Source organism: Sphingomonas sp. M1-B02, assembly GCF_026167525.1.
Taxonomy (GTDB): Bacteria; Pseudomonadota; Alphaproteobacteria; order Sphingomonadales; family Sphingomonadaceae; genus Sphingomonas.
Map to the genome: position 1 here is coordinate 2,789,499 of NZ_CP110679.1, position 16,902 is coordinate 2,806,400.

The window sequence follows — 16,902 nt, forward strand, 5'->3', positions numbered from 1 at the left end:
ATCCGCCCTGCATCAAGGTCAGCCCTACTGACCTACTCGACAGCGGCTTTGAAATTTTATAACAAGAGCCTGAAAGCGATTCCGTGCGTTCTAACCAGCACGGATCCTGGATGGAGAGACAATGGACGCCCCGCGCGCCAACCTGCCGCCGCTCACGCTGCACGTACCCGAGCCCAAGTTCCGCCCGGGCGACGAGGCCGACTTCAGCGACGTCGACGTGCCGCCCGCGGGCTCTGCGCGTCGGCCCGACACTGCGGCCCCGGCCGACAGCTTCCACGAGCTGGCGTATACGCTGGTCCGCGTTCTCGACGACGAAGGCCGCGCGGTGGGGCCCTGGGACCCGCGGCTCGATGCAGACGCCAAGCGCCGCATGCTCCGCAACATGGCGCTCACCCGCGCCTTCGACGAGCGCATGTTCCGCGCCCAGCGCCAGGGCAAGACCAGCTTCTACATGAAGTCGACCGGCGAGGAGGCGGTGTCGGTCGCCGCGGCGATGGCGCTCGCCAGCGACGACATGTGTTTCCCCTCTTATCGCCAGCAGGGCATCCTGCTTACCCGCGGCTACAGCCTCGTGCTGATGATGAACCAGATCTATTCGAACCGGGGCGATCCGCTCCAGGGCCGCCAGCTGCCGATCATGTATTCGGCCAAGGATCACGGCTTCTTCTCGATCTCGGGCAATCTCGCGACGCAATATCCGCAAGCGGTCGGCTGGGCGATGGCGAGCGCCGCCAAGGGCGACAGCCGGATCGCCGCGACCTGGTGCGGCGAGGGTTCTACCGCCGAGGGCGACTTCCACTCGGCCTGCACCTTCGCCAGCGTCTACCGCGCCCCGGTCATCCTCAACGTCGTCAACAATCAATGGGCGATCAGCTCTTTCTCGGGCTTCGCCGGCGCCGAAGCGACGACCTTTGCCGCGCGCGCCGTGGGCTATGGCATCGCCGGACTGCGGATCGATGGCAATGATGCGCTGGCGGTCTATGCGGCAACGCAATGGGCGGCCGAGCGTGCGCGCACCAACCAGGGCCCGACGCTGATCGAGCATTTCACCTATCGCGCCGAGGGCCATTCCACTTCCGACGATGCTTCGGCCTATCGGTCGGCGGGCGAGCCCAACGCCTGGCCGCTCGGCGACCCGATCCGCCGGCTCAAGGACCACCTTATTGCGATCGGCGAGTGGGACGAGGCGCGCCACGCCGCGCAGGATCTCGAGCTCGCCGAGGAAGTGAAACGCGCCCAGAAGGAAGCCGAGAAGAATGGCGTCCTCGGCCACGGCATGCACCAACCGTTCGACACGATGTTCGAAGGCGTGTTTGAGGAAATGCCCTGGCATCTCAAGGAGCAATGCGAACAGATGATCGCCGAGCGCAAGGCCGCGGGGATATGAGCGCCGCCGTGGACGAGGCTGGCGCCACCACCCGCATGAACATGATCCAGGCGATCAACTCCGCGATGGACGTGATGATGGCGCGCGATTCCGATGTCGTCGTGATGGGCGAGGATGTCGGCTATTTCGGCGGCGTCTTCCGCGCCACTGCGGGCCTCCAGGCGAAGTTCGGCAAGACCCGGGTGTTCGACACGCCGATCACCGAAATCGGGATCATCGGCGTCGCGATCGGCATGGGGGCCTATGGTCTGCGCCCGGTCCCTGAAATCCAGTTCGCCGATTATATCTATCCGGCGCTCGACCAGCTGGTCTCGGAGGCCGCGCGGCTGCGCTATCGCTCGGCGGCGGACTTCATCGCCCCGATCACCGTCCGCTCGCCGTTCGGCGGCGGCATCTTCGGCGGCCAGACGCATAGTCAAAGCCCCGAGGGCATCTTCACCCATGTCTCGGGTATCAAGACGGTGATCCCGTCCAACCCCTATGACGCCAAGGGGCTGCTGATCTCGGCGATCGAGGACAATGACCCGACGCTCTTTTTCGAGCCCAAGCGCATCTATAACGGCCCGTTCGACGGCCATTACAATCGCCCGTCGAAGAACTGGTCGAACCACCCGATGGGCGAAGTGCCCGAGGGTTATTACAAGATCCCGCTCGGCAAGGCCGCCACCGTCCGTGAGGGCGAAGCAGTCACGATCCTCTGCTACGGCACGATGGTCCATGTCGTCGCGAGCACCATCGACGAGATGGGCGTGGATGCCGAAATCATCGATCTGCGCACGCTGATCCCCCTCGATATCGAAGCAATCGAGCAATCGGTGAAGAAAACCGGCCGCTGCATGATCGTCCATGAGGCCACCCGCACCGGCGGCTTCGGCGCCGAGCTTTCCGCGCTGGTCCAAGAGCGCTGCTTCTACCATCTCGAAGCCCCGATCGAGCGCGTCACCGGCTTCGACACGCCCTATCCCCACAGCCTCGAATGGGCCTATTTCCCGGGCCCGGTGCGCATCAGCGAGGCGCTCAAGAAACTCCTGAAGGACTGATCCGCATGGCTCGCTTTACCTTTCGCCTGCCGGATATCGGCGAAGGCATCTCAGAGGCCGAGATCGTCGCCTGGCACGTGCGTGTCGGCGAGCGGGTCGAGGAGGACATGCCGGTTGCCGACATGATGACCGACAAGGCTACGGTGGAGATGGAGTCGCCGGTCTCGGGCGTGGTCGTCGAGCTTGCCGGCGAAGTGGGCGATCAGGTCGCGATCGGCTCGGCCCTGATGATCGTCGAGACCGATGCCGAGGAAGGCGCGGTTTCGGAAGAAGTCGAAGAGCAGATCGAGGCGGAGAATCCGGGTGTGGAGGAAGCAATCCTCCCCGGCACGGGGGGGACCGCCGACGAAGTCGGCGGTGGAGGGGGCGAGCCCCAAGCGGTTCGCCCGGAGGAGCGCCCCCTCCACCAGCCTTCGGCTGGTCCCCCTCCCCGTGCCGGGGAGGATAAGGTCCTCGCCTCGCCCGCGGTCCGCGCCCGCGCCCGCGACCTCGGCATCGACCTTGCCTCGATCCGCGCCGAATCCGATCGCCTGCGCCATTCGGATCTCGACGCCTATCTGCGCTACGGCCAGGCCCAGGGCTATCACGCCCCCCACGCCAACCGCGCGCGGCCCGACGAGGCGGTGAAGGTCATCGGCATGCGGCGCCGCATCGCCGAGAATATGGCGGCGTCGAAGCGCGCGATCCCGCATTTCGCCTATGTCGAGGAAATCGACGTCACCGCGCTGGAGGCGATGCGCGCCGACCTGAACGACAATCGCGGCGCGCGGCCGAAACTGACGATGCTTCCGCTCATGATCGTCGCGATCTGCCGGGCGATCCCCGATTTCCCGATGATCAACGCGCGCTATGACGACGAGGCCGGGGTGGTGACGCGCCATGGCAGCGTCCATCTCGGCATGGCGACGCAGACCGACGCCGGGCTGATGGTCCCCGTGATCCGCGACGCGCAGGATCGCAACGTCTGGCAGCTCGCCAGCGAGATCGGCCGCCTTGCGGAGGCGGCACGGAGCGGCAAGGCCAAGAGCGAGGAACTCAGCGGCTCGACGCTCACCATCACCTCGCTCGGGCCGCTCGGCGGCATCGCCACCACGCCGGTGATCAACCGGCCCGAAGTCGCGATCATCGGCCCCAACAAGATCGTCGAGCGGCCCATCTTCCAGGGCGACGAGATCGTCCGGGCGAAGCTGATGAACTTGTCGATCAGCTGCGATCACCGCGTGGTCGACGGCTGGGATGCGGCCAGCTACGTCCAGGCGCTCAAGAAACTGCTCGAGACGCCGGTTTTGCTGTTCGCCGACTGATGGGCGAGCTGGTCAATCTTCGCCAGGCGCGCAAGCGAAGCGACCGTCGCACGCGCGAGGCGGTGGCGGCCGCCAACCGCGCCAAGCGCGAGGATTGAGCATGGCGCATCATCTGCTGGTCTACGATCTTGCCCCTGACTATCTCGACCGTCGCGGCGAATTTCGCGACCGGCATCTCGCGCTCGCCTGGGCCGAGTCGGAACACGGTACGCTGCTACTCGCCGGCGCGGTCGGCGATCCCGTCGAATCGGCGTTGCTGCTCTTTACCGATCCCCAGGCCGCCAGCGCTTTCGCCGAGGCCGACCCTTATGTCGCCAATGGGCTGGTCACCAAGTGGCGCGTGCTGCCTTGGGCGACGGTGGTCGGCGAGCAGGCCGCCGGCCCGGTGCGGCCTTATTCGGGCGCGTAGACCGATCGGCTGAGCGCCGCACGCACCAGTTCGCGGCCTTCGCGGATCCGCTCGGTCGCGGCGCGCTCGATCCGGCTCGTTTCGCCAGCAATGGCGAGCCGCCGCTGCACGATCGCGTCATGGCGCGCCTTGTCGGCATCGCTGTTGAAGCCGAAATAGGCGCTCTGGTTCGTCCAGCTCCGCTTGGCCAGCAGCACGCATAGCTCGGACGTCGCGTCGAGCTGTGCAAGCTGGTTCGTCAGCACCGGATCGCTGCCGCCGGTGGCGATCGGACCGGCCATCGTCCCGATCCCGCGTCGCGCCGTCTCGGGCAGAGACACAGCCGCCAGCGCCTGCTCCAGCTCCGCACGGCGTTCGGCCCGCCGGGCGAACTGCCCCCGCGCCATCGCCTTGATGTCCTCGACCGCACCGCAATTGGCGATCGCTCGCCCGTCTTGCTCGAGCAGATAGGGGCTGTTGAGCGTCCCTACGCCGAACCTGCCCAGCGCTTTCATATAGTCGCGCTGGTCCTGCGCGTCGCTCTGCACGATCGTCACGAAGGCGCGCGACAGCCGTCCGCGCGACCCGGCGCCCGCGGGCAATTGCACTGAGCCCTGTGCGCCGAACTCGACTTCCGCGAAGCCGCTCGCATCGGTGCGCGCCTGTGTTTGATATTGGCCGTGCGCGACCGTCCCGGCCACCGCCCCCGCGCCGAGCAGAAGCAGCAGCGATCCGGCTTTCCACCCGAGCGGTGCACGCCGCGTCGTCACGACATAGCCGATCGCCCACAGCAACCCGCCGAACGCCGCGCCGGTGCCGATCAGCGTCGCGTAGGGCATTCGGGGCAGCAGAGCGGGCGCCCCGAGCGCAGCCACCACCAGCAAGGCGCAGCCCGCCAGCGTCGCCAGGATCGGGCTGCCTTGCGGCACGCGAGCGCCCGCTTCTTCGACGTCGTCCATGATCGTCCCCCGTTCGCCACACCCTAATCGGCAGGCCAGCGGCTCGCAACGACGCTTTAGCCGCACATAGCGAGCCTTGCTTGCGCTGCGCCGCACAATGGAGTGGAGGATCGGCATGATCCAAAGCACCGCACCCGACGCCAAGGGCCTAGCGCTAGGAGTGGGCGCCTATACCTTGTGGGGAATCCTTCCGCTCTACATCCACTTGCTGCGCGACGTGCCGGCGCTGCAGTTCCTCGCGCATCGCGTGCTCTGGTCGCTCGTCCTGCTGGCGATCGTCGTAGTGCTGTTCCGCCGCGTACCCGCTTTGATCGCCGCCGCGCGCGGGCGGACCCTGCTCTATCTGGTCGGAAGTGCCGCGCTGATCGCGGTCAACTGGACGGTCTATATCTGGGCAGTCCAGAACGATCATGTCCTCGAGGCGAGCCTCGGTTATTTCATCAACCCATTGGTCAATGTCGCGCTGGGCATCGTCCTGCTCGGCGAGCGGTTGCGGCGCTGGCAGGGGGTGGCCATCGCCATTGCTGCGGTGGGCGTGCTGATCCTGGTGGCGAGCGGCGGCGGCGCGCTGTGGGTTTCGCTCACGCTCGCGGTCACCTTTTCGCTCTATGGCCTGCTGCGGAAGATCGCGGCGATCGACGCGCTCGGCGGATTGACCGTCGAGACCCTGCTGCTCGCCCCCGCCAGTCTGGCGCTCTTGCTCTTTGCCGCGGAGGGTGGCGACGGGGCATTCGGCCAATCCACCCATATCGATCTGCTGCTGATCGGCGCCGGAGTCGTTACCGCGGCGCCGCTGTTGATGTTCGCCGCCGCCGCGCGCCGGATGCCCTATGCCACGCTTGGGCTGCTCCAATATATCGCCCCGACGCTGCAGTTCGCCGAAGCCGTGCTGATCTTCGGCGAGCCGATGCGCCCGGCGCATATGGTGACCTTCGTGCTGATCTGGGCCGGCTGTGCGCTCTACGCCTGGGACAGCCTGCGCAGCTTCCGGAGCCAGACCACTACCCCCGAATCTGCCGTCTGATATCCCGCGCCTAGAAATCGACGGCGATGCCCTTCAATTCCCAATCGCCATAGCGCGTCGGATCGGTGCCGAGCGGATCGCCGTCGCGTTCGGGCGCCGCGGCATCGGGCTCGGGCACGGGCGGGCTCTCGGACAAATGTGCAGGCGGCTTGAGATGGAGCGGGCGCTGGCCCATGGGCATTGCCTCAATTGATTGAGCGCCCAACATCGGGTCCGACGGCTACGGGATCAAGAACGCGTGACAGACAATAAGCGAATTCAGAATCCCGACGCGCCGGGCGTGTCGACGCGCCGCGCTGCGCTCAAATTGCTCGAGGCGGTGCTGCGTCGCGGCCTCGCGCTCGAACAGGCCCTCGACGACGCCGCCCGCGGACTCGCCCCCAACGATCGGGGTCTCGCCCACGCGATCGCCGCCGAGACGCTGCGCCGCCTCCCTGATCTCGACGCGCTGATCGATTCGGCGACCCAGCGTCCGTTGCCGGACGATGCCAAGGCGCGATCGGCGCTGCGTATCGCTTTGGTGCAGGCGCTCGTCCTCGGCACGCCGGGCCATGCCGCGATCGCCACGGTGCTGCCGCTGGTCGAGGGCGGACCTCGGAAACTCGTCCACGGGGTGTTCGGAACGCTGGTCCGCCAGGGTGCCACGCTGCCCGAGCCGCCGACGCTGCCCGACGCGGTGGCGCCGCGCTGGCATGCCGCCTGGGGCGACCAGATGATCGAAGATGCCGAACGCGCCATCGCCGTCCCTCCGCCGATCGATCTCACGCTCCGCGATTGGGGAAACGCGCCCGAACTTTCCGGCATCAGCCTTATCGCCGGCCATCTCCGCCTTGGCGAGAAGGCCGCGATCCCGACGCTCGAAGGCTATGCCGAGGGCGATTGGTGGGTGCAGGACCTCGCCGCCTCGCTCCCGGCCCGGCTGATCGGCAAGGGGGCAGGGACCGCGCTCGATCTATGCGCCGCGCCGGGCGGCAAGACGCTCCAGCTCGCCGCTGCGGGCTGGGACGTGACCGCAGTCGACATATCGGAGGCGCGCCTGGCCCGCCTGCGCGAGAATCTGGCCCGGACCCGGCTGGAGGCGAAGGTCGTCGCCGCCGATCTGCTGAGCTGGCAACCCCATGCGCCGGCCGATGCCGTTCTGCTCGATGCTCCCTGCAGCGCCACCGGCATCTTCCGTCGCCACCCGGATGTGCTGCATCGCGTCCGCCCTTCGCTGATTACCGAGATGGCGGAACTGCAGGCGCGCCTGTTCGTCCGCGTGGCCGACTGGGTGAAACCCGGCGGCATCCTGATCTATGCCACCTGCTCGCTCGAGCCGCGCGAGGGCGAAAGCCAACTCAAGCGCTTCCTTGGCGAGCGCGCCGACTTTTCGATCGTCCCGGTCGAGGCAAGGGAGCTGCCCGAAGGCCTTGCGGCCCGCCCCGACGGCACGCTACGCCTGCTCCCCGGTATGTTGGCGGAGGTCGGGGGACTCGATGGCTTCTTCATCGCCAGGCTCAAACGGGCCGAATAAGCGGTCGCGCTATCGAAATCTGCCGCAATCGGGGCGAATTTCGTTCGCGCTCTGTCCGTTTTTGGGCTATGGCTGATTCTAGCCGCACCATTTTTAGTGCGCGAAGACCCGCGTTTTTCGTCCGGCGCTCGGTTTTGATTGTGCAGATGGGCGAACCGGGAAGACGAACAGGGCATGAGTTTCGATAGAGGGCGCCGCGGGGATCGCGGCGGGCGCGGCAGAGATAAGCGCGACGGTTTTGGTGACGAGGGCGGCAGCAGCTTCGGCGGCGGCGGCGGTTTCGGTGACCGCGGCGGCTTCGGTGGCGGCGGTGATCGCGGCGGCTTTGGCGGCGGTGGCGGCTTCGGTGGCGGCGGCGGCGGTGGTTACCGCGGCGGCGGTGGCGGCGGCTTCGGTGGCGGCGGCGGTGGCGGCTTTGGCGGTGGCGGTGGCGGTGGCGGCGGTGGCCGCGGCATGCCCCCCCAAGTCGTCGGCGAAGCGACGGGCGTCGTCAAATTCTTCAATTCGCAAAAGGGCTTCGGCTTCGTCGTTCGTGACGATGGCGCAGAGGATGTGTTCGTGCACATCTCCGCAGTTGAGCAGGCCGGCCTGACCGGTCTTGCAGAGGGACAGCCTCTCGGCTTCACCCTCGTCGATCGCGGCGGCCGCATCTCGGCAACCGAGCTCAAGATCGACGGCGAGCCGTTGCCGGTGACCGACGCAGGTCCGCCGCGCGATCGCGATGCGCCGCGCGCTGGTCCAGGCGGCGCGGGCGGCGCCGGTGGCCCGCAGCGTCAGCTGACCGGCGAGAAGGCAAGCGGAACGGTCAAGTTCTTCAACGCGATGAAGGGCTTTGGCTTCATCCAGCGCGATGACGGACAGCCCGACGCATTCGTCCACATCTCCGCCGTCGAGCGTGCCGGCATGCCGACGCTCAACGAGGGCGACCGGCTCGAGTTCGAACTCGAAGTCGATCGCCGCGGCAAATATGCGGCAGTCAATCTGACCCCGGGCAGCTAAGGCTTTTCGGATCGAATAAAGAAGGGGCCGGGCGGCAACGCCCGGCCCCTTTTGCTTGACGGAAGGATTCGTACTTCAGGGTCTCGCGGCCTTTGGAGCGCGTTTCGCGTAGCGCTCACCGTAAGGGTCCTTGGCATACCAGCGAGGCGCCTCGTCGGCATCGGCGATCTCGCGTGCGATACGATAGTTGAGTTCGGCGAACTTGGCGGCTGCCTTCCAGTCGAACGGCAGGGCGATGTCGTCGGTGACCTGGTGATAATGGGTCTTCAGGAAGCCGCGGGTTGCCTTCTCGCCGCCATTCTTGAACCCGGTGGCCAGGAGCACCGCCGGGACGCCCGCCTTGACGAAGCTGTAATGGTCCGAGCGTACGAACGTATTCTCCTGGGGCATCGGATCGGGCGATAGAGATACCCCCATCTTGGCCGCAGCTGCGGAAACGATCGGCCCCAAGGTGGAGCGCTCGGCCCCGAACGCCACCACGTCCTGAAAGTCGTAGAGCAGGATCGGCATATCGAGATTAACATTGGCGACGAACTTGCCGCTGCCCACCAGGGGGTGCCTAGCCAGAAAGCCCGAACCGAGCAGGCCTTGTTCCTCGGCGGCAAAAGCGACGAACAGGATCGATCGCCGGGGAGGCTTGCCGCCGGCTGCGAACGCGCGGGCCGCCTCGAGCATCGTCGCGACGCCGGATGCATTGTCCATCGCCCCGTTGAAGATCTTGTCGTCCGCCGCCACCCGGCCCATGCCGAGATGATCGAGATGCGCGCTGATCACGACATATTCGTCCTTGAGCGCAGGATCGGACCCGGGAATGATGCCGAGGACGTTGGGAGAGCGAAAGCTGCGCTCGACGCGACCATCCGGCAGCCGGATCGGCACGAGCTGAAACCATTTCTCGACGTCGCCGCCGGGCTTCATGCCGAGCTGAGCAAAGCGATCGGCGACATAGGCGGCGGCGAGGAAATAGCCGTTCGCGACGGTCAGTCGACCTTCGAGCTTGTCGTCGGCAAGAAAGGCCACGTCGGCGCGAATACGCTCGGGGCTGAATTCGGGCTCATTGGTCGCAGCTGGGGCAGCAGATAGCGCGAGCGCCATTGGGAGGATGGCGAGCAAGCGAGATAGGCGCATGGGGGGGTCCTTGACGAATTTCGTTGGGCGTGACGCTAGAATCCTGGGGCGATCGAGCAAGCGGATTCTCAGTGTAATTCGCGGCAGGCCCTGTCAGGTCGCCAACCGCCTCAGGCCTGCGATCGTGTCGGCTTCGCTGACCGGCTTGTCTGTCCGGATGCGGCTGATGCGGGGGAATCGCATCGCTAGCCCCGATTTATGCCGCTTCGATTCGTGGATCGAATCGAAGGCGACCTCGAGCACCAGCGTCTTGTCGGTCTCGCGCACCGGGCCGAAGCGGTTGGTCGTGTGATTGCGGACGTAGCGATCGAGCCATTTCAGCTCCTCGTCGGTGAAGCCGAAATAGGCCTTCCCAACCGGAAGCAGTTCGCCCTCTGGCGTCCAGGCGCCGAAGGTGAAGTCGGAGTAAAAGGAACTGCGCTTGCCGCTGCCACGCTGGGCATACATCAGCACGCAATCGGCGGTCAGCGGATCGCGTTTCCATTTATACCACAAGCCGACCCGCCGCCCCGAGACGTACGGCGAATCGCGGCGCTTGAGCATCATACCCTCGATCGCGGCATCGCGCGCACCGGCGCGGATTTCCTCCAGCGCGGCAAAGTCCTCGGCATCCACTACCACCGAGACGTCGAAGCGCTCCGGATCGAGCGCGGCGGCGAACCGCTCCAGTCGCGCGCGCCGCTCGGTCCAGGGCAATGCGCGGAGATCCTCGGGCCCGTCGAACAACAGGTCGTAGAGGCGGACAAAGGCGGGATAGTCGGCAAGCGTCTTGGCGGGCACGAGCTTGCGGCCCAGCCGCTGCTGGAGCGCATTGAAGCTCGCGGCGCCGGCGCCGTCCTCCATGGTCAATCCCTGTGCCGCGCCCTTTACGAGCAATTCGCCGTCGAGCACGCCGGGCGTGGCGAAAGCGGACGCAACTTCGGGGAAGCTGTGGGTGATATCGTCGCCGGCGCGGCTGTAAAGGCGGGTCTCGCCCGCGACATGGACGATCTGGACGCGAATGCCGTCCCATTTCCACTCGGCGACATAGTCGTCGAGGCTGACCTGCATGTCTTCGAGCGGATGCGCGAGCATGAAGGGGCGGAACACCGGCACATTCTGCGCGGTCGGCTGCACGCCGCGCCCCTCGGCCCAGTCGAACAAGGACGCATAAGGCGGGGCGAGGCCGTGCCACACTTCCTCGACGGCATCGACATCGAGCCTGAATGCCTGCGCCAGCGCGGTCTTGGCGAGGCGGGCCGAGACACCAACGCGCAAGCCGCCGGTGGCGAGCTTGAGCAAGGCGAAGCGCTCGTCGGCCTCAAGCCGATCGAGCATTTCCGCGAGCACCGCCGGCGCATCGGATTTGGAAAGCGCGCCCAGGCGATCCACCACTTCGGACAGTGTCAGGGGCGTGGCCTCGACCGGGGCGCCCTGCGGTTCGGGCCAGAGCAAGGCGACCGTCTCGGCAGTATCGCCGACGAAATCGCGGCTCAGCCGGAACAGGACAGGGTCGACTCGCGCTTCGATCAGCCCGCGGATCACCGCTGGCTTCACCCCCGGCAAATCGAGGCTGCCGGTCAAAGCCGCCATCGCCCAGCCGCGATCGGAATCGGCCGTGCTCGCCAGATAATCGCCGATCAGCCGCAGCTTCGCGTTGCGCGAGCGGGTGTAGATCAGGGCATCGAGCAGATCGGCGAAGACGCGCATCCGGCCTAAATGGTTTGCGAGCTGCTTTTGTGCCAGTCTCCGCTTCGATGCTGCGTTGGCTTACCCTTGTTTCGCTGATCCTGCTCGCTCTGGCCGGCTGGGGATACGCCAATATTCTACGCGATCCGGTGATGCGCGCGGCACGGATCGGTATGGCAGATTGGCCAATTGACGCCGCCGCGCTGCAAGTCGCGCTGATCGGCGACGTTCATGTCCAGGGCCCCGACATGCCGCCCGAGCGCGTTAAGCGGCTCGTAGCGCAAGTGAATGCGGCGCAACCGGATCTGATCCTGCTCGCCGGCGATTTCGTTGGCGATCGCCTTCTCGCGACGCGCGCCTATCCGGATGCCGAGATCGCCGAGGCGCTGCGCGGGCTCAGCGCCCCGCTCGGGACTTGGGCGGTGCTCGGCAACCACGATCATTGGCGGAACGGGCCGAGCATGGCTGCCGCGCTCGAGACAATCGGCATTCGCGTGTTGAGCAATCGGGCGGTGCGCGCCGGAGCCGTGACGCTCGTTGGCGCCGACGATATCCACACCGGCCATGCCGACCCCTCAGCAATTGAACGCGCTGCCGCGAAGTTGCCCGGCCCGGCGATCCTGCTCAGCCACAGCCCCGATCTCGTACCGCGTCTGTCGCCGCGCTTCGCGCTGGTCCTCGCCGGGCACACCCATTGCGGCCAGATCGTGCTGCCCCTGCTGGGCGCAGTAGCGAGCGCTTCGAACTATGGTGATCGCTACCGCTGCGGGGTGATTCGCGAGGGATCACGGACGGTCGTCGTCGGATCGGGATTGGGGGCCAGCATTTTGCCGCTGCGCTACGGCGCGGTGCCCGATTGGTGGCTGCTCACACTGGGACCGGCAGGCTGAATCGCGCTGGCAAGAGCCGCGGGCTGCGGTTAGGCTGGCTTTTCCATCAGTGGAGACGTCCCCCATGAAATTCGCCATTCTCGCCGCCGCTGCGGTCGCCTGCCTGATCCCCGCGGCCGCATCGGCCCAGACTGCGCCTGCCGCCGCCCCCGCAACGGCCACCGCCGCGCCGGCCGCCAAGTTCAACCTCGATACGCCGATCGAGCAACTGGTCGCCGATCCCGCTGCCAAGGCAGTGCTCGACGCCGACATTCCCGGCACGACCACCCATCCCAGCTACGAGATGTTCAAGACAATGAGCCTGCGCATGGTGCAGCCTTATTCGCAGGGTGCACTGACCGACGAGATGCTCAAGAAGGTCGAGACCAACCTGGCCGCGATCAAGTAAGCGTGACGGGCCGGACGCAAGTCCGGCCCGCTTTGCGTCAGCCCTTGCGGCTGGCCTCGAACAGGAACCAGGCGCGCTCCTCGGCCTGATCGGTCCATTCGTCGACAATGCCGCTGGTGGCGTTGTCGCCGGCATCCTCGGATGCCTGCTTCACGACGCGGAAGCTCTCGACCAGCTTGAGATTATCGTCGCGCAGCTCGGCGAGCATCTCCTCGGCGGAGACGAATTCCTTGTCATTGTCCGAGATCGTCTGGCGGCGCGCGACGTCGCCGATCGAGCGCAGCGTGGTGTTACCGGTCTTGCGCACGCGCTCGGCGATCGCATCGGTGACGCCCAATATCTGCGTCGCCTGATCGTCGAGCATCAGATGATAGTCGCGGAAATGCGGGCCGGAGACGTGCCAGTGGAAATTCTTGGTCTTGAGATAGAGCGTGAAGCAATCGGCCAGCGCGCTGTTGAGCGCGTCGGCGACGGTCTTGGTATCGTTGCGATTGAGGTCGGTCGGCGTCTGAAGCGCTTTCGATTCTGCCATGGGATTCTCCATCGTGCATGAGGTTCGCCTGCCGATATAGGCATAGCGCGCGCCGGCGCCATGCGAACCCATCCTTAGATATGGTCAGAGCAGCCGCAGCGCGCCCAGGCCGATATAGATGCCCGCGACCAGGAACAGCGCTGCGCTGACGATCCGCACCCAGCGCAGCGGGAGGGCGCGCCATCCCGCTTCTCCCAGCAGCGCCGCGACGAAGCCGACCGCGAAGGCGGCGATCGCCGCCCCGACTGCGGCGTACCAGGGCATCCCCTTTGCCGCGACCGCGAGGGTGAAGAATTGGGTTCGATCGCCCAGCGCCAGCACGAAGATGCCCAGCAGCGGCGCAAAGAATGCGCCCAGCTTCCACGACTCGTAGCGACTCGGCCGTTTCTCGTTCAGGAAGCCGCCGAGGCCGCCCGCCAGCAAGGCGAAGGCGAGCAGCAGCGCCTGGGCATTGGGATTGAGGATCGGCGCCATCGCGACGCCGGCCAGCGCGGCAAGCCCGTTGCCCAGCGCATGCGCCAGCCCCGCTGCGCAGGCAACGACGAGCGGCCGGCGATAGCGATCGGCGAGGATCGCCGTCAGCAATGCCGGGCGATCGCCGAGCTGGCTCAGCAAGGCGAGCAGGAATGCGGGGACGATGGCCTCCATGGCAGCCACCTTGCCCGAACAGGGTTAAGGGGCAATTAGGCCGCGGCGCTTGACTTTTGCAGCCGGCTGCCGCATCCGCCGCGGCTGATAGCGGTACGCCCGGCGTGCCGCTTTTCCTTTTTTATCAGAATCGCGTTTGCGAGAATATTGGGGTTTCGGGCCATGGCCAAGCCGACCACTGTCAAGATCAAGCTCGTCAGCTCGGCGGATACGGGCTTCTATTACGTCACCAAGAAGAATCCGCGTACCCAGACCGAGAAGATGTCCTTCCGCAAATATGATCCCGTCGTGCGCAAGCATGTCGAGTTCAAGGAAGCCAAGATCAAGTAAGCGCGCCACGGCGCGCCCGGCGCCGGCGTTTTCCCCGATTCGATCTGCCGCGTGCCGGAACCTCAAGGGGGTTTCGGCATTTGGTGCGTTGCGCGGCGTATCAGCCGGCGCACGCTTATCAGGGGTTTTTCGATGAAGATTCTGCTCAAGGCCGCAAGCGCGGCAACGCTGCTCGCGCTGGCCGCATGCGGCAACAATGCCGATGACCAGGCCGCCGACAATATCGAGGCGATGGCCGAGAACCGCGCCGACGCGCTCGAGTCGCAGGCCGATGCCGCGCGCGCCGCGGGCAACGATCAGCTCCACGACTCGCTGGAGGCGCAGGCCGACAATGTCGAGGATATGGGCGAGCGCGAGGCCGATCGTGCCGACGACAGTGACGACGCCCGAGTCGAGGGTCAGGTCGCCAACCGGATGTAAGCACGGCGATTTGACACCGGATCGATGGAAGATGGGGCGTCCGCGGCGGCGGGCGCCCCAATTCGCATCTGCCGTCCCAGAATTGATGCAGGTTATCGGCCCGGTTCGCGCTATCGCTAAACCATGGGGCATCCGGCCTCCGGAGGATGCATCATGGCCAAGAGCCAGAAGAAGTCGAACAAGGAAGTTCGCAAGCCCAAGGCTGAAAAGCCAAAGACGATCGCGGCCAACGCCTCGACCAAGGAAAAGCCGGTCCACATGGTCAACATCAAGGGCTGAGCGCGCGCATGTCGGGATATGAAGACACGTTCGTCTATGATGAGGCGAGCGGCGAGTGGGTCAATGCCGAGGAGCAGGCGCGCAAGGTGCAATCCAGCGGCGCGCTCGAAGTGCGCGACGCGGTGGGCAATCTGCTTCAGGATGGCGACCAGGTGACGCTGATCAAGGATCTGACCGTCAAGGGCGCCGGGCAGACGCTCAAGCGCGGGACGCTGATCAAGGCGATCCGTCTGACCGGCGACGCGCAGGAAATCGACTGCAAATATGAGGGCATCAAGGGCCTGGTGTTGCGCGCAGAGTTCGTGAAGAAGCGCTGAGCCGCGCGCGTTCCGACCCCGAAAGTCACAGAAAGTCACACCAAGGACGCATTCACGATTCGTCCCACGGCTCTTCCTCGTCCCATAACTCCTCATCCTCCTCCGCGCGCGGGACGATGCCGCGTGCCGCGTCGAGCTGGCGCTCGAATGCCTCGCCCAGCGGGCTTTCGACGGGCGCCTCTTCGCGCGTGTGGCGATACCAGGGCGGCAGTTCGCCGTCGCACAGATCGGCGACCTCGACCTCGGCATCGAGACGATCGGGCGGCAGCAGCCGGTGCGGCGCGGCAGGGGCCATGGGCTCGAGCCTGGCGATGGCATCGGCCAGCGGCGGCCGCGGCGCCGGCAGCGGCTCACCGGGCTGGCGGTTGCTGTGGTGCGCGAAGCGATAGCAATCGGGCAGATGCGCGCGCAACAGGAACATCAGCAAGCGATCGCTGGGCTTCTGGCGGCGGCCGACGCGCCGTCCTTCGCGATTGAAGACGGGCTCGTCCGAACCGTTGATCGCGCGATCGAAGGCGATATCGACCAGTTTGAGCGCAGCCTGCTGGATCGCGGCATCCCAAGCGCGCGCGAAATTCTCCGCCCCCGGGGCGCGACGCAGGCGATAGCAGCTCCGGGCGCTCATCCCCACTTCCTGCGCCGCGGTCTCGACGCAGCCGCTATCGGCGAGCAGCTCGATGAAGGCGCGCTGCTTGGCCTCGGAGAAGCCGTCCTTGCGCGGGCTGCGGCGGACGGGGACCCACCTATAGTCGTCGGGATCGAAGCCGTTCGTATCGATATAGGGGGTGGGCGACGCGTCCTCGGTCGCGGCGCCGCGGACCGCGCCATCGGGCGGGAGCGCGGCGAGCGCACCGCCGGATTCGGGCGCCGGCCCGGGCATGGGGTGGAGGAAATCGGGCGCGTCGGCAACGCGCGCGATGGTGTCGCGGTGGCTCTCCGGTTTCATCGGCAAGGATGCAGCAAGCCAAATCCTACTAGTCGAGTGCCCATGCGCGGCTGTAGGAAATTCTACCTGCGTACTGTTGCAGATATGCACCGCCCGGACGCGCGGCGATCAAGCGGGGGGCGGCGGCAATTTGGTGGCGGCGCGGCTGCTGGCGCGGACGATCGGGGGCACCGAGAGCAGGATCGCCGCGACGAGCCCGCCGATCGCGAGCAGCCCCAGCGGCGTGACGCTGACTTCGCTTTCCAGAACGACGCGATCGCCGGCGCGGATCGAGGCGCGGGCGGTCTGCGGCGTGGCGAGCGGGTGGATGGTATCGGGCATGGCGCGGCTCCGGGAGGCGGTGGTCGCACGATACTGTATCAGATCCCAGCGATTGCCATAGAGATCCTCGAACACTGCGACGATGCCATAGGGTTGCACGGCCGGCGGACGGACGAAGCGCACCCCGGCGGCCGTGAAGGCGGCATGATCGCGCGCGAAATCGTCGGTGGCGAGGAAGAGGAACACGCGGCCGGCGCCCTGCCTGCCGATCGCAGCCGTTTGCTCGGGGCCGGCGGCGCGGGCGAGGAGCAGCGTGGTGGCTTGCCCGGGCGCGCCGGGCGGGCGGATCGTTACCCAGCGCTTGGCCTGCTCGGGTACGAGCGTGTCTTCGACGAGGGTGAAGCGGAGCTTGCCCACGTAGAAGGCCAGGGCTTCGTCATAGTCGCGGACGATCAGCGTGAGGTGGGAGAGATGGGGCATG

22 protein-coding genes are annotated in these 16,902 nt (G+C 66.5%); 14 read left to right on the top strand and 8 right to left on the bottom strand.

Features of this window, described 5'->3' with window-relative positions:
• The first annotated feature begins 121 nt into the window (after nucleotides 1–121).
• Genes OKW87_RS13350 through OKW87_RS13370 form a run of 5 tightly spaced genes read left to right on the top strand, consistent with a single transcriptional unit; the run spans nucleotide 122 to nucleotide 4,140 of the window.
• Nucleotides 122–1,387, top strand: coding sequence for a 3-methyl-2-oxobutanoate dehydrogenase (2-methylpropanoyl-transferring) subunit alpha (locus OKW87_RS13350; protein ID WP_265540244.1), 1,266 nt, complete (start codon nucleotides 122–124; stop codon nucleotides 1,385–1,387).
• A gap of 35 nt (nucleotides 1,388–1,422) precedes the next feature.
• Nucleotides 1,423–2,427 carry an alpha-ketoacid dehydrogenase subunit beta gene (locus OKW87_RS13355; protein ID WP_265544127.1) on the top strand — a complete coding sequence of 335 codons (1,005 nt, stop codon included), beginning with the start codon at nucleotides 1,423–1,425 and terminating at the stop codon, nucleotides 2,425–2,427.
• Nucleotides 2,428–2,432: 5 nt separating this feature from the next.
• Nucleotides 2,433–3,731, top strand: a complete 1,299-nt coding sequence (locus tag OKW87_RS13360) for a dihydrolipoamide acetyltransferase family protein (protein WP_265540245.1) — start codon at nucleotides 2,433–2,435, stop codon at nucleotides 3,729–3,731.
• The gene (locus tag OKW87_RS13365) at nucleotides 3,731–3,829 is read left to right on the top strand and encodes a DUF4169 family protein (protein WP_265540246.1); all 99 of its coding nucleotides are present in this window, start codon (nucleotides 3,731–3,733) and stop codon (nucleotides 3,827–3,829) included. Before OKW87_RS13360 ends, OKW87_RS13365 begins: the two co-directional genes overlap by 1 nt.
• A 2-nt stretch (nucleotides 3,830–3,831) precedes the next feature.
• Nucleotides 3,832–4,140: a YciI-like protein gene (locus tag OKW87_RS13370; RefSeq protein WP_265540247.1), complete on the top strand. Its 309-nt coding sequence runs from the start codon at nucleotides 3,832–3,834 to the stop codon at nucleotides 4,138–4,140.
• Here the strand turns inward: OKW87_RS13370 and OKW87_RS13375 are convergent.
• A complete protein-coding gene (locus OKW87_RS13375; RefSeq protein WP_265540248.1) occupies nucleotides 4,125–5,078 on the bottom strand; it encodes a hypothetical protein in 954 nt (317 codons plus the stop codon). The genes OKW87_RS13370 and OKW87_RS13375 overlap by 16 nt on opposite strands.
• 115 nt (nucleotides 5,079–5,193) lie before the next feature.
• Here OKW87_RS13375 and rarD point away from each other — a divergent pair, with 115 nt between their 5' ends.
• On the top strand, nucleotides 5,194–6,102 hold the full coding sequence (gene rarD / locus OKW87_RS13380; RefSeq protein WP_265540249.1) for an EamA family transporter RarD: 909 nt from the start codon (nucleotides 5,194–5,196) through the stop codon (nucleotides 6,100–6,102).
• Between the two features lie 10 nt (nucleotides 6,103–6,112).
• Here rarD and OKW87_RS13385 read toward each other — a convergent pair whose 3' ends face one another.
• A complete protein-coding gene (locus tag OKW87_RS13385) occupies nucleotides 6,113–6,277 on the bottom strand; it encodes a DUF1674 domain-containing protein (protein WP_265540250.1) in 165 nt (54 codons plus the stop codon).
• Between the two features lie 63 nt (nucleotides 6,278–6,340).
• Between OKW87_RS13385 and OKW87_RS13390 the strand changes: the two genes are divergently transcribed.
• Entirely contained in the window at nucleotides 6,341–7,615 is a 1,275-nt protein-coding gene (locus OKW87_RS13390) for an RsmB/NOP family class I SAM-dependent RNA methyltransferase (protein ID WP_265540251.1), read from the top strand.
• Between the two features lie 174 nt (nucleotides 7,616–7,789).
• Nucleotides 7,790–8,614, top strand: coding sequence for a cold-shock protein (locus OKW87_RS17490; protein ID WP_322740317.1), 825 nt, complete (start codon nucleotides 7,790–7,792; stop codon nucleotides 8,612–8,614).
• 75 nt (nucleotides 8,615–8,689) lie between these two features.
• Here OKW87_RS17490 and OKW87_RS13410 read toward each other — a convergent pair whose 3' ends face one another.
• Both OKW87_RS13410 and OKW87_RS13415 read right to left on the bottom strand, forming a co-directional pair.
• Entirely contained in the window at nucleotides 8,690–9,742 is a 1,053-nt protein-coding gene (locus OKW87_RS13410) for a M28 family metallopeptidase (protein WP_265540253.1), read from the bottom strand.
• 93 nt (nucleotides 9,743–9,835) lie between these two features.
• Nucleotides 9,836–11,431: a cisplatin damage response ATP-dependent DNA ligase gene (locus OKW87_RS13415; protein ID WP_265540254.1), complete on the bottom strand. Its 1,596-nt coding sequence runs from the start codon at nucleotides 11,429–11,431 to the stop codon at nucleotides 9,836–9,838.
• Nucleotides 11,432–11,478: 47 nt separating this feature from the next.
• Between OKW87_RS13415 and OKW87_RS13420 the strand changes: the two genes are divergently transcribed.
• The gene (locus tag OKW87_RS13420; RefSeq protein ID WP_265540255.1) at nucleotides 11,479–12,300 is read left to right on the top strand and encodes a metallophosphoesterase; all 822 of its coding nucleotides are present in this window, start codon (nucleotides 11,479–11,481) and stop codon (nucleotides 12,298–12,300) included.
• Nucleotides 12,301–12,364: 64 nt separating this feature from the next.
• Nucleotides 12,365–12,688: a hypothetical protein gene (locus tag OKW87_RS13425; RefSeq protein ID WP_265540256.1), complete on the top strand. Its 324-nt coding sequence runs from the start codon at nucleotides 12,365–12,367 to the stop codon at nucleotides 12,686–12,688.
• A 37-nt stretch (nucleotides 12,689–12,725) separates the two neighbouring features.
• Here OKW87_RS13425 and OKW87_RS13430 read toward each other — a convergent pair whose 3' ends face one another.
• A complete protein-coding gene (locus OKW87_RS13430; protein WP_265540257.1) occupies nucleotides 12,726–13,220 on the bottom strand; it encodes a Dps family protein in 495 nt (164 codons plus the stop codon).
• A gap of 84 nt (nucleotides 13,221–13,304) precedes the next feature.
• On the bottom strand, nucleotides 13,305–13,868 hold the full coding sequence (locus OKW87_RS13435) for a TMEM165/GDT1 family protein (RefSeq protein WP_265540258.1): 564 nt from the start codon (nucleotides 13,866–13,868) through the stop codon (nucleotides 13,305–13,307).
• 162 nt (nucleotides 13,869–14,030) lie between these two features.
• Here OKW87_RS13435 and rpmG point away from each other — a divergent pair, with 162 nt between their 5' ends.
• The 4 genes from rpmG to OKW87_RS13455 all read left to right on the top strand — a co-directional run bounded on the left by rpmG (nucleotide 14,031) and on the right by OKW87_RS13455 (nucleotide 15,214).
• Nucleotides 14,031–14,198, top strand: coding sequence for a 50S ribosomal protein L33 (gene rpmG, locus OKW87_RS13440; protein WP_265540259.1), 168 nt, complete (start codon nucleotides 14,031–14,033; stop codon nucleotides 14,196–14,198).
• A 132-nt stretch (nucleotides 14,199–14,330) separates the two neighbouring features.
• Nucleotides 14,331–14,618, top strand: a complete 288-nt coding sequence (locus tag OKW87_RS13445; RefSeq protein WP_265540260.1) for a hypothetical protein — start codon at nucleotides 14,331–14,333, stop codon at nucleotides 14,616–14,618.
• A gap of 153 nt (nucleotides 14,619–14,771) precedes the next feature.
• Nucleotides 14,772–14,897: a hypothetical protein gene (locus OKW87_RS13450; protein ID WP_265540261.1), complete on the top strand. Its 126-nt coding sequence runs from the start codon at nucleotides 14,772–14,774 to the stop codon at nucleotides 14,895–14,897.
• 8 nt (nucleotides 14,898–14,905) lie between these two features.
• Nucleotides 14,906–15,214, top strand: coding sequence for a zinc ribbon domain-containing protein YjdM (locus OKW87_RS13455; protein WP_265540262.1), 309 nt, complete (start codon nucleotides 14,906–14,908; stop codon nucleotides 15,212–15,214).
• 52 nt (nucleotides 15,215–15,266) lie between these two features.
• Here the strand turns inward: OKW87_RS13455 and OKW87_RS13460 are convergent, their stop codons facing one another.
• Together OKW87_RS13460 and OKW87_RS13465 are read right to left on the bottom strand one after the other, a co-directional pair.
• Entirely contained in the window at nucleotides 15,267–16,160 is an 894-nt protein-coding gene (locus OKW87_RS13460) for a hypothetical protein (RefSeq protein ID WP_265540263.1), read from the bottom strand.
• Nucleotides 16,161–16,268: 108 nt separating this feature from the next.
• The gene (locus OKW87_RS13465; protein WP_265540264.1) at nucleotides 16,269–16,901 is read right to left on the bottom strand and encodes a VOC family protein; all 633 of its coding nucleotides are present in this window, start codon (nucleotides 16,899–16,901) and stop codon (nucleotides 16,269–16,271) included.
• Nucleotide 16,902: the final 1 nt, after the last annotated feature.

Coding starts and splice junctions, on each gene's coding strand:
- OKW87_RS13435 (WP_265540258.1), bottom strand. CDS start 13,868: ATGGAGGCCATCGTCCCCGCATTCCTGCTCGCCTTGCTGAGCCAGCTC.
- OKW87_RS13425 (WP_265540256.1), top strand. CDS start 12,365: ATGAAATTCGCCATTCTCGCCGCCGCTGCGGTCGCCTGCCTGATCCCC.
- OKW87_RS17490 (WP_322740317.1), top strand. CDS start 7,790: ATGAGTTTCGATAGAGGGCGCCGCGGGGATCGCGGCGGGCGCGGCAGA.
- OKW87_RS13465 (WP_265540264.1), bottom strand. CDS start 16,901: ATGCCCCATCTCTCCCACCTCACGCTGATCGTCCGCGACTATGACGAA.
- OKW87_RS13455 (WP_265540262.1), top strand. CDS start 14,906: ATGTCGGGATATGAAGACACGTTCGTCTATGATGAGGCGAGCGGCGAG.
- OKW87_RS13445 (WP_265540260.1), top strand. CDS start 14,331: ATGAAGATTCTGCTCAAGGCCGCAAGCGCGGCAACGCTGCTCGCGCTG.
- OKW87_RS13350 (WP_265540244.1), top strand. CDS start 122: ATGGACGCCCCGCGCGCCAACCTGCCGCCGCTCACGCTGCACGTACCC.
- OKW87_RS13385 (WP_265540250.1), bottom strand. CDS start 6,277: ATGGGCCAGCGCCCGCTCCATCTCAAGCCGCCTGCACATTTGTCCGAG.
- OKW87_RS13460 (WP_265540263.1), bottom strand. CDS start 16,160: ATGAAACCGGAGAGCCACCGCGACACCATCGCGCGCGTTGCCGACGCG.
- OKW87_RS13450 (WP_265540261.1), top strand. CDS start 14,772: ATGGCCAAGAGCCAGAAGAAGTCGAACAAGGAAGTTCGCAAGCCCAAG.
- OKW87_RS13415 (WP_265540254.1), bottom strand. CDS start 11,431: ATGCGCGTCTTCGCCGATCTGCTCGATGCCCTGATCTACACCCGCTCG.
- OKW87_RS13375 (WP_265540248.1), bottom strand. CDS start 5,078: ATGGACGACGTCGAAGAAGCGGGCGCTCGCGTGCCGCAAGGCAGCCCG.
- OKW87_RS13365 (WP_265540246.1), top strand. CDS start 3,731: ATGGGCGAGCTGGTCAATCTTCGCCAGGCGCGCAAGCGAAGCGACCGT.
- OKW87_RS13355 (WP_265544127.1), top strand. CDS start 1,423: ATGAACATGATCCAGGCGATCAACTCCGCGATGGACGTGATGATGGCG.
- OKW87_RS13410 (WP_265540253.1), bottom strand. CDS start 9,742: ATGCGCCTATCTCGCTTGCTCGCCATCCTCCCAATGGCGCTCGCGCTA.
- OKW87_RS13430 (WP_265540257.1), bottom strand. CDS start 13,220: ATGGCAGAATCGAAAGCGCTTCAGACGCCGACCGACCTCAATCGCAAC.
- OKW87_RS13370 (WP_265540247.1), top strand. CDS start 3,832: ATGGCGCATCATCTGCTGGTCTACGATCTTGCCCCTGACTATCTCGAC.
- OKW87_RS13420 (WP_265540255.1), top strand. CDS start 11,479: ATGCTGCGTTGGCTTACCCTTGTTTCGCTGATCCTGCTCGCTCTGGCC.
- rpmG (WP_265540259.1), top strand. CDS start 14,031: ATGGCCAAGCCGACCACTGTCAAGATCAAGCTCGTCAGCTCGGCGGAT.
- rarD (WP_265540249.1), top strand. CDS start 5,194: ATGATCCAAAGCACCGCACCCGACGCCAAGGGCCTAGCGCTAGGAGTG.
- OKW87_RS13360 (WP_265540245.1), top strand. CDS start 2,433: ATGGCTCGCTTTACCTTTCGCCTGCCGGATATCGGCGAAGGCATCTCA.